We start from the raw sequence: 14,876 nt of genomic DNA on the forward strand, positions 1-14,876 counted from the left end.
AGGCGCCCCCTCCATGGCATGGAGGGGGCGCCCGTCATCGTCCGGGTACGGATCAGTTGACGTTGACTCCGGACCAGGCGGCGGCCACGGCCTTGTACTCGGCGGAGGTCGTGCCGTACAGGTCTCCCGCGGCGCTGAGCGTGGCGGTGCGGGCGCCCTTGTAGTCGGTGGTGGACGTCATGTGCACGGTGAGCGCGCGGTACCAGATCTTGAGGGCCTTGTCCCGGCCGATGCCGGTGAGCGCGACGCCGTTGGAGGTGGGGCTGTTGTAGGAGACGCCGTTGATGGTCTTGGCGCCGCTGCCCTCGGAGAGCAGGTAGAAGAAGTGGTTGGCGACGCCCGAGGAGTAGTGGACGTCGAGGTTGCCGACGCCGGAGGACCAGGAGTCGGCGGAGCCACCGTCCTTGGAGGGCTTGTCCATGTAGCGCAGCGGCGTCCCGTCGCCGTTGAGGTTGATCAGCTCGCCGATGAGGTAGTCGCCCTTGTCGGCGGCGAGGTTGGCGTAGAACTCCACGCCGGTGCCGAAGATGTCGGAGGTGGCCTCGTTCAGGCCGCCCGACTCGCCGGAGTAGTTCAGGCCGGCGGTGTTGGAGGTGACGCCGTGGCTCATCTCGTGGCCGGAGACGTCCAGTTCGGTGAGCGGGTGGGTGTTGCTCGCGCCGTCGCCGTAGGTCATGCAGAAGCAGTCGTCGTCCCAGAAGGCGTTGACGTAGTTGCGGCCGTAGTGGACCCGGCTGAAGGCGCCGACCCCGTCGTTGCGTATGCCGCTGCGGCCGAAGGTGTTCTTGTAGAAGTCCCAGGTGACCGCGGCGCCGTACTGGGCGTCGACCGCCGCGGACTGGCCGTTGGACACGGTCCCGGTGCCCCAGGCGTTGTCGGCGTCGGTGTACAGGGTGCCGTTGCCCGAGGTCTTGTTGGAGAGGTTGGTGGTGTACTGGCCGCCGCGCGTGGCGTCCTTCAACTGGTACGTGGATCCCGACTTGTTGGTGGTGAGCGGCACCGATCCTACGAAGACGCCCTTGCCGCTGCCGGTGGCGTTGGCGGTCTGGATGCTCTCGTGGGTGGAGAGGACCGCACCGCTGTCGGCGTCGGTGACGACGCGCTGGCGGCTGGGGGTGCCGTCGGCGCGCACGCCCTCGACGACGGTCTCGTGCGCGAGGCGCGGGGTGCCGCTGGCGGCCCAGACGACGAGGCGGGGGGTGCCGGCCCGGCCGACCGAGGTGAGGGCGGGTTCGTCGGCGTCCTTCGCGATGCCGACGGTGGCCTGCACGGCGCCGGAGGCCTTCGTGGCGGCCTGGTCCGCGGAGAGCTTCGGCGAGAGCGAAGCGGGGGTGATCGGAGCCTGGACCGCCTTGTCGGCCGACTTCACGGCCCCCTTGGCGTCCTGGTGGACCACGAGGTCGCCGCCGAGCACGGGCATCCCGTTGTAGGTGCGCTCGTACCGGACGTGGCGACTGCCGTCCGCGTCGGTGACGACGTCCTTCGCGACGAGCTTCTCCGTGCTGCCGAGGCCCAGCGTGCGGGCCGCGGCGGGCGCCTCGGCCGTGGCCCGGGCGAGATCGGCGGCGCGCTGCTGTGCGGGGCCGGAAGCGGGAGCGGGGGTGGGAGCGGCCTGAGCCGCTCCGGAGCTGACCTGGATGGCACCGGCGAGCAGGGCCGAGGCGGAGAGTACGGCTCCGACAGTGAGCTTTCGCTTCACGTGATGTTCCTTCCGATCCAACCGCGTGTGCGCGGTCGCACCTCGTTCCGGGGCACTTGGGTGAGTGCTCGCAGGGGGCGGAACGGGGTGCTGCGGCTCCGCACGGTGAGCCGTGCCCGTCGGGGTGGGGATCGACTGGGCGCCGCCGTACGAAGCTGTCGGAAGCATGACAATCGACGTGGTCACATGCACAGAGGGCCAGGGGAATTGGCGCACGCCCGCCAGAATTGACGATCCGTCACTAACTGAGGCCCCGTCAGCCGAGATGCGCATTTCGGCCGAACGGGACCTCGGGAGCGTGGTTACTGCAAGTATTTCGGGGTGCGATTCGGTGGATCGATGCCATATACGACAAAGCCGGGCACGGTTACGGGTTCATTACCACGGTGTGTCCTGCCGCGGGGCGCGGGGTGAACGTGGCGGGTAACTGCCACCCCGGTCAGTGGTGGCGGGTGCCCGGCGGGCGGGCCGGGGGAGGGGAGCGTCGGTCAGCTGTTCAGGGCCGACCAGCGCCACTGGCCGCCGACCCGTACGTACAGGCGCTTGTCGGCGGAGTCGACGGGTTGCCCGCCTTGTTGGCGATGACCACGTTCTCCAGGGCGCCGGCACTCGCCGCCCAGGCGATGATGTTGCGCGCGGTGGCGGGGGTCCCCGCCGCGAAGTCGCCCGCGTGGGTCCGGCTGATGCCGCCGCCGAGGGCGGAGTCCACCTGGACGCCGATGCCGACGCCGAACACCGTGACGCCGGTGTTCAGGCCGGCGGTGGCCGTGCCGTTGAAGCGGTAGGAGCCCGAGGTGGTCTCGGTCACCACGGCGGTGGTCTCGGTGGTCTCGGTGAAGAAGCCGCCGTCGGCGGACCAGACGTAGGTGTTGACGAGGTCGCGGCGGGCGAAGGCGGCCGCCCCGTCCTTGTCCCCCCGGTCCTTGCCGGGGCCCGGGATCGGGCCGGTGAAGCGGCTCAGGAGCTCCTCCGCCCGCTTGTACGTGGGGTCGGGGTCGGCGGCCCCGGTCGAGACGCTCGCGTAGAACGCCTGGCGCCGCTGCTGGTCCTCGGCGATCCGGCGCTTGAGCGCGTAGGCCCCTTTGGGCTTGAAGTAGCTGTACTCGCCGTAGCCCGAGGCGTCCTGGTAGTCGGGGTCGGCGCCGCCCGCTCGTCGTGGCCGGGACAGCCGACCCGGTACGGAACCGGCCGGTCCCGGCCACGCGCACCCGGTCAGGAACCGGCTTTGCGCTTGTTGTAGACGTCGAAACCGACGGCGACGAGGAGCACCAGGCCCTTGATGACCTGCTGGTAGTCGGTGCCGACGCCGACGAGCGACATGCCGTTGTTCAGCACGCCCAGGACCAGACCGCCGATGATCGCGCCGAGGACGGTGCCCACGCCGCCGCTGGCGGAGGCGCCGCCGATGAAGGCGGCGGCGATGGCCTCCAGCTCGAAGTTGATGCCGGCCTGCGGCGTGCCGGCGTTGAGCCGCGCCGCGAAGACCAGTCCGGCGAGCGCCGCGAGGACGCCCATGTTGGTGAAGGCGAGGAAGACGACGCGCTTGCTCCGCACCCCGGACAGCTTGGCCGCGGCCTCGTTGCCGCCGATCGCGTAGGTGTGGCGGCCGATGATCGAGTTGCGCATCAGGTAGCCGAAGCCGATCAGCAGGGCGCCGAGGATCAGCAGGACGATCGGCACGCCGTGGTAGCTGGCCAGCAGCAGCGTGAAGACGAGCACGGCCGCCGTGATCACCGCGAGCTTGGTCAGGAACAGCCCGAGCGGGAGGACCTCCAACCCGTACGAGGCCGTCCGGCGCCGCCCGCGCAGCTCCTGGAGGACGGCGACGGCCAGCACCGCGAGGCCCAGCAGCAGGGTGAGGTTGTGGTAGTCGGTGTGCGGGCCGACCTCCGGGAGGAAGCCGCTGCTGATGCTCTGGAAGCCCTTGGGGAAGGGGGCGACCGACTGGCCCTGCAGGATGATCTGGGTGCCGCCCCGGAACAGCAGCATGCCCGCCAGGGTGACGATGAAGGACGGGATCCCGAGGTAGGCGATCCAGAAGCCCTGCCAGGCGCCGGCGAGCGCCCCGATCACCAGCGCCGCGAGCAGGGCCACCGGCCAGGGCATGTGGTGCTTGACCATCATCACGGCGGCCGCCGCTCCGACGAAGGCGGCGAGCGATCCGACGGAGAGGTCGATGTGCCCGGCGATGATGACGATCATCATGCCGATCGCCAGGATGAGGATGTAGCCGTTCTGCTGGATCAGGTTGGTGATGTTGAGCGGCTGGAGCAGGATGCCGTCCGTCCAGATCTGGAACAGGAGCACGATCAGGGCCAGCGCGACCAGCATGCCGTACTGGCGTACGTTGCCGCGCAGCGCGCCGGCCAGGGCGGAACCGACGGAACGGCTCGGGCCGGCCTTCGGTGCCTTCTGTGCCTTCGGGGAAGAATCCGGGATGATCTCGGTCGGGGTCATGCCTCACACCTGCTCGTTGCTGGATGCGGTGCTCATGGTCATGAGCCGCATGAGGTTTTCCTGGGTCGCGTCGGCGCGGGCGACCTCGCCGGTGATCCGGCCTTCGGTCATGGTGTAGATCCGGTCGCACAGGCCCAGGAGTTCGGGGAGTTCGGACGAGATGACGAGCACGGCCTTGCCCTGGGCGGCCAGCTGGGCGATGACGGTGTAGATCTCCGCCTTGGCACCGATGTCGATGCCCCGGGTGGGCTCGTCGAGGATCAGCACCTCCGGTTCAGCGAAGATCCACTTGCTGAGGACGACCTTCTGCTGGTTGCCGCCGCTGAGCGTGCCGGTCCGGGTGAACACCGTCGGGGCCTTGATGTTCATGGTCCGCCGGAAGGATTCGGCGACCCTGCTCTCCTCGTGCCGGTCGACCCGGCCGAACCGCGCGATCTTGTCGAGCGCGCTGAGCGAGATGTTCCGGCTGATGTCGTCGATGAGGTTCAGTCCGAGGTGCTTGCGGTCCTCGGTGACGTAGGCGATGCCGTGCCCGATCGCCTCCGGCACCGTCCGGGTGCGGATCTCCCGGCCGTGCAACCGCACCCGCCCGCCGCTCCACCGCCCGTACGAGCGGCCGAAGACGCTCATCGCCAGTTCCGTGCGGCCGGCGCCCATCAGCCCGGCGATGCCGACGATCTCGCCGCGCCGCACGTGCAGCGTGGCTCGGTCCACCACGGTGCGCTGCTGGTCGATCGGGTGCCGAACGGTCCAGTCCTCGACTTCGAAGGCGGTCTCACCGATGTCGTGGGTGCGCTCGGGGTAGCGGTGCTCCAGGTCGCGGCCGACCATGCCGCGGATGATCCGGTCCTCGGAGATGCCCTCCGGGCCGATCGCGATGGTCTCGATGGTCCGCCCGTCGCGCAGGATGGTCACGGAGTCCGCGATCCGGGCGATCTCGTTCAGCTTGTGCGAGATGATGATGCAGGAGATGCCCTGCGCCTTGAGTTCGAGGATCAGGTCGAGCAGCTTGCGGCTGTCCTCGTCGTTCAGCGCGGCGGTCGGCTCGTCCAGGATGAGCAGTTTGACCTCCTTGGCCAGCGCCTTGGCGATCTCGACCAGCTGCTGCTTGCCGACGCCGAGGTCGGCGACCCGGGTGTGCGGGCTCTCGTCCAGGCCGACCCGGGCGAGCAGTTGGGCGGCGTGGGTGAGCGTGCGGCGCCAGCTGATGACGCCCCGGGTGGCGTGCTCGTGGCCCAGGAAGACGTTCTCGGCGATCGACAGGTACGGCACCAGGGCCAGTTCCTGGTGGATGATGACGATGCCGCGCTGCTCGCTGGCCCGGATGTCCTTGAACCGGCAGGGCTCGCCCTCGAAGAGGACCTCGCCCTCGTAGCCGCCGTGCGGGTGGACCCCGCTGAGGACCTTCATCAAGGTGGACTTGCCGGCGCCGTTCTCACCGCAGATGGCGTGCACCTCACCGGCGGAGACGGCCAGGTTGACCTCGGAGAGCGCTTTGACGCCGGGGAACGACTTGCTGATCGACCGCATTTCGAGAAGGGGTCCGGCCATGGGTGTGCGTCCGTATCGTTCGGGGCGGTGTGGTGGGGCGGGGGAGGGCAAAGGGTTCGGGGCCCGGGGCCCGGGCGAGCCCGGGCCGCGGAGGCGCCCGGGCCCCGCACCGCCGGTTCGGCGTGGGCCCGTCTACCGGGCCCCACGGGCTACTTGAGCTGGTCCGCGGTGTACTGGCCGCTGTCGACCAGGACCTTCTGGTAGTTGTCCTTGTCGACGCTGACCGGCTGGAGCAGCTGGGCCGGAACGACCTTCACGCCGTTGTTGTACTGGGTGGTGTCGTTGACCTCGGGCTTGCCGCCGGTCAGCAGGGCGTCGCCCATCTGGACGGAGGCCTTGGCGAGTTGCCGGGTGTCCTTGTAGACCGTCTGGGTCTGCTCGCCCGCGATGATCGACTTCACCGAGGCCAACTCGCCGTCCTGGCCCGTGACGACGGGCAGTGCCTTGGCGCCGCCGTAGCCGACGCCCTTGAGCGAGGAGAGGACCCCGATCGAGATGCCGTCGTACGGCGACAGCACGGCGTCGACGTGGGCGCTGGTGTAGGCCTTGCTCAGCAGGTTGTCCATCCGGGACTGGGCGACACCGCCGTCCCAGCGCAGCGTGGCGACCTGGTTGAACTCGGTCTGGCCGCTCTGCACCACCAGCTTCTTCTGGTCGATGTACGGCCCCAGGACGCTCATCGCGCCGTTGTAGAAGAAGGTGGCGTTGTTGTCGTCCGGTGAGCCGGCGAACAGCTCGATGTTGAACGGCCCCTTGCCGTCCTTGAGGCCGAGCTTGTCGGCGATGTAGCTGCCCTGGAGGACACCGACCTTGTAGTTGTCGAAGGTCGCGTAGTAGTCGACGTTCGGGGTGCCCCGGATCAGTCGGTCGTAGGAGATGACCGGGATGTGCGCGTCGGCGGCCTTCTGCAGCACGTTGGTGAGGGAGGAACCGTCGATGGCGGCGATCACCAGCAGCTTGGCGCCCTTGGTGATCATGTTCTCCACCTGGGAGACCTGGTTCTCGACCACGTTGTCGCCGTACTGCAGGTCGGTCTTGTAGCCCTTGGCCTGGAACTCCTTGACCATGTTGGTGCCGTCGTTGATCCAGCGTTCCGACGACTTGGTGGGCATCGCGATGCCCACGAGCCCACCCTTGGCGTCGCCCTTGGCCGTCCCGCCACCGGCGCCGTCGGTGCCGTTGGCGCTCTGGCCGCAGGCCGCCAGCGAGAGCGTCAGCCCCACGGCGACGAGTCCAGCTGAAAGCTTCCGCACAAGATCCTCCAGTGATGATGTTCCGCGACCGGCATGGAGCGACCCTGGTCGGTCGACCGGGAGCGGTCGGGCGGGGCCGGCCGGAGCGGTTCCCGGTGCCGTGGAACGGCGGGCTGCGGTAGCTCTGGCCTGGCGTGAAATGAAGTGTTAACGCTCACATCGGAGGCGTCAAGGGGCGTCGGCGGCTTCCGTGCATCTGATGCGCGCCGTGCGCGCGGCGGGACGGTGATCTCGGCGAACGCGAGCGCATACGAGGGCATACGGGCACATGCGCGCACATACGAGCACGTGCGGCCGCGTGCGAGCTCCCTGCGTGTCCGGCTGAAGGGACGCCGCCGGTTGGAACGAGGGGCGCGGACCAGGACCGGGGCCAGGACCAGGGCCGCACCGGCCCGGAGTCGCCCTGGTCGCGTACTGTGGTCCGCAATCGAGGAGGGAACTGCGAGTGGGAACCGATAATGCCGGGACGCAATCGCGCCAGCCCGTGATGGCGGACGTGGCGAAACTGGCCGGGGTGTCCCACCAGACGGTGTCCCGGGTGCTCAACAGCGCCCCGCACGTGCGGCCCGACACCCGGGATCGCGTGCTGGCGGCCATACGGGAGCTCGACTACCGGCCCAACTCCGCCGCCCGGGCCCTGGTCACCCGACGCTCGCAGGCCCTCGGGGTGGTCAGCTTCGATTCGACCCTGTACGGCCCGGCGTCGATGCTCGAAGGCATCGAGCGGGCCGCGCGCAGCGCCGGGTACGCCGTCAGCGTGACGAGCCTGCGCTCCCTTGACGGCCGTTCGGTCCAGGAAGCCGTCGACCGGCTGCGCGACCAAGGAGTGGAGGGCGTCGTCGTGATCGCGCCCCAGACCTCCGCCGTCAGCGCGGTGGCCCGGCTCTCCAGCTCCGTGCCGCTCGTCGCGGTCGGTTCGGGCAACCAGACCCAGGTGCCGATGGTGTCGGTGGGCAACCGCTACGGCGCCGGCGAGGCGACCAGGCACCTGCTCGACCTGGGCCACCGCACGGTGCACCACCTCGCCGGGCCGGCCAACTGGCTGGAGAGCCAGGACCGGGAGGAGGGGTGGCGGATGACCTTGCGTGCGGCCGGAGCCCCCGAACCGGCGGTGGAGCGCGGCGACTGGAGCGCTCGCTCGGGCTACCAGGCGGGGCTGCGGATCGCCGAACTGCCCGACGTCACCGCCGTCTTCTGCGCGAGCGATCACATGGCCCTCGGCCTGCTGCGCGCGCTGCACGAGGCCGGTCGGTCGGTCCCTGACGAGATCAGTGTGGTCGGCTTCGACGACATTCCGGAGGCCGGCTACTTCATCCCGCCCCTGACCACTGTGCGACAGGACTTCGGCGAACTCGGCCGCAGGGCGCTGGAGTTGCTCGTCGGGGAGCTGGCGGGCGGCACGCCTTCGGCGCCCCATGTGCAGATCTCCCCGGAGATGGTGTTGCGGCGCAGCGCGGGCCCGGTCGTCCGGCGCTGACGCGCCGGTGGCCCCTCGTGGCCCCGGTGGGCCCTGCCTTGACAAGCGTATTTGTTAACGCTCACAATTTATGTATGCGTTAACGGAGCCCCGCACGCCTGGCCCGAGCCCCTGGCCCCCTCGCCGGAGCCGCTGCCCCACCTGGCCGTCGCCCGTGCCGTCCGGAAGCCGTACCCCGACCCGACGATGCCCGCCAGGACGGCGGGCGTCGCCCTTTTCCGAACCGTGTCGAACGGAGCAGTCCCGTGTCCAGAGACGCACTCGTCACCTCCGGCCAACTGATGCTAAGCCAAGAGGACTTCGCAGGACTTCCGGACGGACGATGCGTCACCAAATGGACGTTCGGCTCGTGGGGCAACGTGACGGTGGAGGTGCTCAGCCTGGGCGCCCGCCTCCAGGCCGTGAACGCGCCCGACCGGTCCGGGCGGCGGGCCAACGTCGTCCTCGGTAGCGACAGCGTGGCGGACATGCTCGGCGCGGCGTCCTTCTTCGGCGCGACCGTGGGCCGCTACGCCAACCGGATCGCCCACGGCGCGCTGCCCCTCGACGGCGTGACGCACCGGCTGGCGACCCAGGTCGGCGGCCACACCCTGCACGGCGGACCGGACGGCTTCGCCACCCGCCTCTGGGACGGTGTCCCGGTCCGGGCGGACCGCCGGATCGGCGTCCGCTTCCGCACCCGCAGCCGCGCCGGGGACCAGGGGTTCCCGGGCAACCTCACTGCCGAGGTGACGTACCTGCTCGACCCGGACGGGGAGCTCTCGATCACCTACCGGGCCACCACGGACGCTCCGACGGTCGTCAACCTCACCAACCACGCCTACCTCAACCTGGCCGGCGAGGGCAGCGGAACGGTGCTCGACCACCTGCTCCGGGTCGAGGCCGCCGGGTACCTGCCCGTCGACGAGGAGCTGATACCGCTCGGCCCGGTCGAGCCCGTCGCCGGCACCCCCTTCGACCTCCGCCGGGCCCGCAGGATCGGCACCTCCATCGCCGAGGACCAGGAGCAGCTCCACCGGGCGGGCCGTGGTTTCGACCACACCTGGGTGCTCGACGGCACCGGCTACCGGCGGGCCGCCGTCCTGAGTCACCCGGCCAGCGGCCGCCGCGTCGAATGCCTGACCACGGAACCGGGGATCCAGGTCTACACCGGCAACCACTTCGACGGCTCGCTGAGGGGCCGCTCCGGGCGCCCGTACCCCGCCCACGCGGGCATCGCCCTGGAGACCCAGCACTTCCCGGACTCTCCTCACCGGCCCCGGTACCCCTCCACGGTCCTGCGGCCGGGGGAGCGGTACCGGTCGAGGACGGCGTACCGCTTCTCCACGGAGTAGGGCGAGCGACGTACTTGGACGAGCAATGCACTTGGGCGGCGGGCCGGTCTCGTGGCGGGCCCGGGCCTCGCGGTCGGCGTAGCCGGTGAGCGGGCCGAGGACGAGGTGGCCGCCGGCCTCGGCGTACGCCGCGAGCCGGTTCAGTGGCGAGTCCTCGGCGAGGTGGGGCCTGGGGACGCCCCGTACGGGGTGGCGCTGCGCAGCCAGTTCGGGTGCCGGGCTCTCGCGCCCCCCGGGGATCGTGCAGCCGGCGGGCGTGCAGGATGCGTACCTGGCCGCCGGCCTCGAAGGCGCCGCGGTACCCTCCGCGGCTCGCCCGCCCGGACTCCGTGATCCCGTTCGGGGCCGACGAGCAGCGCCCGGTCCCGGCCTGGGCCGAGGACGTCGAGCTGCGGGTGCACGCCTTCGCCGACGGCGCCGAACACGCCGTCGTGATCCCGCACACCGAGGGCCCCGGCGAGAGCGCCCGTTTCGCGCCGCGCCGCACCGGCGACCGCCTGCGGGTGACCACCGACAGCCAGCACCCCTGGCAGCTGCGGATCGGCGGCTTGGACGGAGCCCTGCCCGCCGTCCCGGCCGGCACCCGAGGTCGAACCGCCCTGCCCGGCCTGAGGCCCGCCCCCGGAGGTGGACGACGGCGGAGCCGGACCGTGCCACCCGCACGGCCCGGCTCCGTCGCGGGTACGGTCAGCGGGCGCCGAGGAGGTGTTCGAGGGCCAGCTGGTCCAATTGCTCGAAGGCCATGCCGCGCCGGGCGGCGGCGTCGACGTCGAACTCCTCGAAAGCGGAGGTGTCCGCGAGCAGCCCGGTCAGGCCGTCCTCGGCCGTGGGGAGGGCGAGCTCGGGCAGCCGGGAGGCGGTGAGCGCGGCCTGCACCTCCGGGTCGGCCCGGAAGGCGCGGGAACGCTCGGCCAGCAGCAGGTAGTTGCGCATGCAGCCGGCCGCCGAGGCCCAGACGCCGTCGAAGTCCTCGGTGCGCGGCGGTTTGAAGTCGAAGTGCCGCGGGCCGTCGTAACCGGCGGACTCCAGCAGGTCGACCAGCCAGAAGGCCTGTCGCAGGTCTCCGGCGCCGAAGCGCAGGTCCTGGTCGTACTTGATGCCGGACTGGCCGTTGAGGTCGATGTGGAACAGCTTGTCGTGCCACAGGGCCTGGGCGATGCCGTGCGCGAAGTTGAGCCCGGCCATCTGTTCGTGGCCGACCTCGGGGTTGACGCCGACCCGATCGGGCCGCTCCAGCGCGTTGATGAAGGCCAGGGCGTGGCCGACCGTGGGCAGCAGGATGTCGCCGCGCGGCTCGTTCGGCTTGGGCTCGATCGCGAAGCGCAGGTCGTAGCCCTGCTGCTCGACGTACTCGCCCAACAGGTCGAAGGCCTCCTTGAGCCGGTCGAGCGCGGTGCGCACGTCCTTGGCCGCGCCGGATTCGGCGCCCTCGCGCCCGCCCCAGGCGACGTAGACCGAGGCACCGAGTTCGGCCGCCAGATCGATGTTGCGGATCGTCTTGCGCAGCGCGTAGCGCCGTACGTCGCGGTCGTTGGCGGTGAAGGCGCCGTCCTTGAAGACCGGGTGGGTGAAGAGGTTGGTGGTCGCCATCGGGACCGTCAGCCCCGCGTCGTCCAGCGCGCTACGGAAGCGCTTGACGGTCTGCTCGCGCGTGGCCCGGCCGGCTCCGAAGGGGATCAGGTCGTCGTCGTGGAAGGTGACGCCGTAGGCGCCGAGGCCGGCCAGCCGCTGCACGGTCTCGACCGGATCGAGGGCGGGACGGGTCGCGTCGCCGAAGGGGTCGCGACCCTGCCAGCCGACGGTCCAGAGACCGAAGGTGAACTTGTGCGCCGGCGTGGGGGTGAGGGTGTCGCTGGACATGGAGCGGCTCCGGATTCAGTGCCGAAGGGATTTGTAATGACTCTAAACAAATTAGTATGCGGGAACGCCGGAAGGAACCCCATCGGAGGAACGCATGCCCGAACAGCGCGTCGTGATCGGCTTCGACAGCTCCACCCAGTCGACCAAGGCGCTCGCCGTCGACCTCGACACCGGCACCGTCCTGGGCCGGGGCCGCGCCGTGCACACCGTCAGCACGGGCGCCGGCCGCGAGAGCGACCCCGAGCAGTGGTGGGACGCGCTCGGCGAGGCCGCGGCGCGAACCGGCTGGGCGGACCGCGCGGCCGCCGTCTCGATCGCCGGCCAGCAGCACGGTCTGGTCACCCTGGACGCCGCCGGAGCACCGGTCCGTCCGGCGCTCCTCTGGAACGACGTCCGGTCCGCGCCCCAGGCCGCCGAGCTGAAGGCCGCGATCGGAGCCGCGGAACTCGCACGCCGCACCGGCAGCGTGCCCACCGCCGCCTTCACGGCCCCCACCTGGGCCTGGTTGCGCGCCCACGAGCCCGTCGCCGCCGACCGGACCGCGGCCGTCCGCCTGCCCCACGACTTCCTGACCGAGCGGCTGACCGGCGCCGCGGTGACCGACCGGGGCGACGCCTCGGGAACCGGCTGGTGGGGGCCGGACGGCTACGACCGGGACGTCCTCGCCCGGATCGGCCTCGATCCGGGCCTGCTGCCGGAGGTCCTGCCCCCGGGCGCGCGCGCCGGCGCCGTGCGCGCCGGAACGCCGCTGCGCGAAGGCACGCCGGTGGCCGCCGGCACCGGCGACAACATGGCCGCGGCCCTCGGCCTCGGCCTGCTCCCCGGGCAGCCGGTGCTCAGCCTCGGCACCTCCGGCACCGTCTACGCGGTGGGCCGGACCAGGCCCGCCGATCCGAGCGGCACCGTCGCCGGCTTCGCCGACGCCCTCGGTGGCTGGCTGCCGCTGGCCTGCACGCTCAACTGCACCCTCGCCGTCGACCACTTCGCCGCCCTGCTCGGCCGCGGCCGCGAGGACGTCGAGGACGGCGGCACGGCGGTCGTCCTGCCCTACCTGGACGGCGAGCGGACACCGGACCTCCCGGGTGCCTCCGGCCTGGTCCACGGGCTGCGCCACGACACCACCCCGGGGCAGCTGCTGCAGGCCGCCTACGACGGCGCCGCCCACGCCCTGCTCGCCGCCCTGGACGGCGTGCTGCGCGCGGGCGGCGCGGACCCGGCGGGCGACGAGCCGCTGTTGCTGATCGGCGGCGGCGCCCGCGGCCGGACCTGGCAGCGGACCGTCCTGCGGCTCTCGGGCCGCGCGGTCCAGGTGCCCGACGCAGAGGAACTGGTGGCGCTCGGCGCCGCCGCCCAAGCCGCCGCGCTGCTCACCCGCGAGCCCGCCGACGCGGTCGCCCGCCGCTGGAAGACGGCGCGGGGCCCGGTGCTGGAGCCGGTGGAGCGGGACGACGAGGCCCTGATGCGCATCGGGGATACGCTGCGTCGGGCCGGGGCCCTGCAGGGAGCTCCGGCCGAGGACCGGTAGGAGGGGCGGCGCGTGACAGTGGTCGGCAAGGCGAAGAGCGACCCGGGCAACGGGCCCGCTTCGCTACAGGACATGCGACGGCGCAACCTCGGGTTGGTCCTCGGCGAGGTCGCCGCGCACGGCTCACTGTCCCGCCCGCTGTCTCGTGCGGACGTCGCCGGACGCGTCGGCCTGACCAGGGCGGCCGTTTCGTCGCTGGTCGACGAGCTGATCGGACGAGGCGCGCTGACCGAGGCGGAGAACCCGCCCGACGGACGGGTCGGTCGCCGGGGACGCGCGCTGTCGGTGGCCGACGAAGGCCCCGCCGGAGTCGGCCTGGAGATCGGCGTCACCCACCTCGGCGCCTGCGTGGTGGACCTGCGCGGCGAGCCGCGGGTGTGGCGCCGGGTGGAACGGGCCAACGCCGGCCGGCCGGCCGGGCTGGTACTGGCGGAGGTCGCCGCACTGGCCGCCGAGGTGGAGGCCGAGGCCGCCGCCCTCGGACTGCGGGTCGAGGGCCGCGTCCTGGCCGTGCCCGGGGTGGTGCCGAACGGCCCCGGCGGACTGGTCGAGCGCGCGCCCAACCTCGGCTGGCACGGGATCCGGCTCGCCGACCACTGGCCCGACCCGGACACCGTGCCCGAACCGGAGAACGAGGCGAACCTCGGGGCGCTGGCCGAGTACTGGAGCGCCGAGCAGGCCGTGGAGACCTTCGTCCACGTCTCCGCCGAGGCCGGGATCGGCGCCGCCCTGGTCATCGACGGGCGCTTGTTCCGGGGCGCCCGCGGCTTCGCCGGCGAACTCGGCCACATTCCCATCCAGCCCGACGGCGTCGCATGCGCCTGCGGTGCCCGGGGCTGCCTGGAACAGTACGCCGGCGAGGCGGCCGTGGGGGGCGCGGCCCGGGGGGGGGGGCCCGCCCGGGCGCGGGGGGGGGGCCCCCCCCCGGGGGGCCCCCGCCGCCGGCGGGGGGGGGGCGCCGCGCCCGCGCCCCCCCCCCCCCCCCCCCCACGGCCGCGGCGGGGCCGGCGCCTACCCGGCGGGCGACCCGATCGCCCTGCTGGCCGAGCGCGCCGCCGCCGGGCACGCGCCCACCCTGGCGGCGCTGGACCGCGCGGGGCGAGCGTTGGGCCTCGCCCTCGCCTCGGCCGTGGAACTCATCGACCCGGACGGTCTGGTCCTCGGCGGCGCCTACGCCGAACTCGCCGACTGGCTGATCCCGTCCGTGCGCGCCGAGTTGGCCGCCCGGGTCACCGTGCGGCCATGGGCCCCGGAGGCGCTGCGCCCGTCCGCGCTGGGCCGGCGCGGGCCGCTGTTGGGCGCGGCGCTGACGACGGTCCGCCGGATCGTGGCCGACCCGACCCTGCTGCCGGTCGGCTGACCCCGACCCCGTCGGCTGACCAGGACCAGGACCAGGACCAGGACCAGGACCCGGACCCCGAGGCCGCGGGCCCGAACCGAGGGCCCCTGCGGCGTCGGTCGTGCTCGACCACGACCATCGCGTGCCCGTCCGCGGTGGTGACCCGTACGGGGAGGTACTCGCCGTCGTGCTGCCAGGCCAGCTCTTGTCCGGCGGGCTGCAGCCGCACCGAGCGCGGCGCGGTGGCGAGCCGGACGGCGACGGGCACGTCGACCAACGGGAACGGGTCGCGCACCAGGTCCAGTTCCGGGGTCTCCCGGGAGGGAACGAAGCGGACCAGGTGCACCACGCCGTCCCCGGCGACCCGCGGCGCCTCCGCGC

General features: G+C 72.2%; 10 protein-coding genes and 1 pseudogene. 5 read left to right on the forward strand and 6 right to left on the reverse strand.

The features are described 5' to 3' along the window. Positions 1–52: 52 nt before the first annotated feature. From ACIBEA_RS15615 to chvE, 5 genes are all read right to left on the reverse strand, one after another. On the reverse strand, positions 53–1,699 hold the full coding sequence (locus ACIBEA_RS15615) for a M4 family metallopeptidase (protein ID WP_399261044.1): 1,647 nt from the start codon (positions 1,697–1,699) through the stop codon (positions 53–55). A gap of 496 nt (positions 1,700–2,195) precedes the next feature. Then, entirely contained in the window at positions 2,196–2,507 is a 312-nt protein-coding gene (locus tag ACIBEA_RS15620; RefSeq protein WP_399261046.1) for a hypothetical protein, read from the reverse strand. Between the two features lie 404 nt (positions 2,508–2,911). Next, positions 2,912–4,156, reverse strand: a complete 1,245-nt coding sequence (gene mmsB / locus ACIBEA_RS15625) for a multiple monosaccharide ABC transporter permease (RefSeq protein WP_399261048.1) — start codon at positions 4,154–4,156, stop codon at positions 2,912–2,914. A gap of 3 nt (positions 4,157–4,159) precedes the next feature. Then, positions 4,160–5,707 (reverse strand): multiple monosaccharide ABC transporter ATP-binding protein, encoded by a 1,548-nt coding sequence (gene mmsA, locus ACIBEA_RS15630; RefSeq protein ID WP_399261050.1) that lies wholly within the window; start codon positions 5,705–5,707, stop codon positions 4,160–4,162. Positions 5,708–5,856: 149 nt separating this feature from the next. Then, the gene (chvE, locus tag ACIBEA_RS15635) at positions 5,857–6,960 is read right to left on the reverse strand and encodes a multiple monosaccharide ABC transporter substrate-binding protein (RefSeq protein WP_399261052.1); all 1,104 of its coding nucleotides are present in this window, start codon (positions 6,958–6,960) and stop codon (positions 5,857–5,859) included. 445 nt (positions 6,961–7,405) lie between these two features. On the opposite strand from chvE, the gene ACIBEA_RS15640 reads away from it, so the two are divergent. Continuing rightward, complete coding sequence (locus tag ACIBEA_RS15640) at positions 7,406–8,437, forward strand: LacI family DNA-binding transcriptional regulator (RefSeq protein WP_399261054.1); 1,032 nt, start codon at positions 7,406–7,408, stop codon at positions 8,435–8,437. Positions 8,438–8,682: 245 nt separating this feature from the next. Then, positions 8,683–9,771 (forward strand): aldose epimerase family protein, encoded by a 1,089-nt coding sequence (locus tag ACIBEA_RS15645; protein WP_399261056.1) that lies wholly within the window; start codon positions 8,683–8,685, stop codon positions 9,769–9,771. A 687-nt stretch (positions 9,772–10,458) separates the two neighbouring features. On the opposite strand, the gene xylA is transcribed toward ACIBEA_RS15645, so the two are convergent. Further along, complete coding sequence (gene xylA, locus ACIBEA_RS15650) at positions 10,459–11,631, reverse strand: xylose isomerase (RefSeq protein ID WP_399261058.1); 1,173 nt, start codon at positions 11,629–11,631, stop codon at positions 10,459–10,461. Positions 11,632–11,725: 94 nt separating this feature from the next. On the opposite strand from xylA, the gene xylB reads away from it, so the two are divergent. From xylB to ACIBEA_RS15665, 3 genes and pseudogenes are all read left to right on the forward strand, one after another. Next, complete coding sequence (xylB, locus tag ACIBEA_RS15655; protein ID WP_399261060.1) at positions 11,726–13,156, forward strand: xylulokinase; 1,431 nt, start codon at positions 11,726–11,728, stop codon at positions 13,154–13,156. Positions 13,157–13,228: 72 nt separating this feature from the next. After that, a pseudogene (locus ACIBEA_RS15660) lies at positions 13,229–13,966 on the forward strand (ROK family protein); the annotation flags it as partial. A 16-nt stretch (positions 13,967–13,982) separates the two neighbouring features. Then, positions 13,983–14,516, forward strand: coding sequence for an ROK family protein (locus ACIBEA_RS15665; RefSeq protein ID WP_399261062.1), 534 nt, complete (start codon positions 13,983–13,985; stop codon positions 14,514–14,516). Positions 14,517–14,876 lie beyond the last annotated feature (360 nt).

Origin of the sequence: Streptomyces sp. NPDC051555 (assembly GCF_044454405.1) — a bacterium.
Lineage (GTDB): Bacteria > Actinomycetota > Actinomycetes > Streptomycetales > Streptomycetaceae > Streptomyces.

Bases quoted from the DNA above. Each gene is read 5' to 3' on its own strand.
- xylB (WP_399261060.1), top strand. From the start codon at position 11,726: ATGCCCGAACAGCGCGTCGTGATCGGCTTCGACAGCTCCACCCAGTCG.
- mmsA (WP_399261050.1), bottom strand. From the start codon at position 5,707: ATGGCCGGACCCCTTCTCGAAATGCGGTCGATCAGCAAGTCGTTCCCC.
- mmsB (WP_399261048.1), bottom strand. From the start codon at position 4,156: ATGACCCCGACCGAGATCATCCCGGATTCTTCCCCGAAGGCACAGAAG.
- xylA (WP_399261058.1), bottom strand. From the start codon at position 11,631: ATGTCCAGCGACACCCTCACCCCCACGCCGGCGCACAAGTTCACCTTC.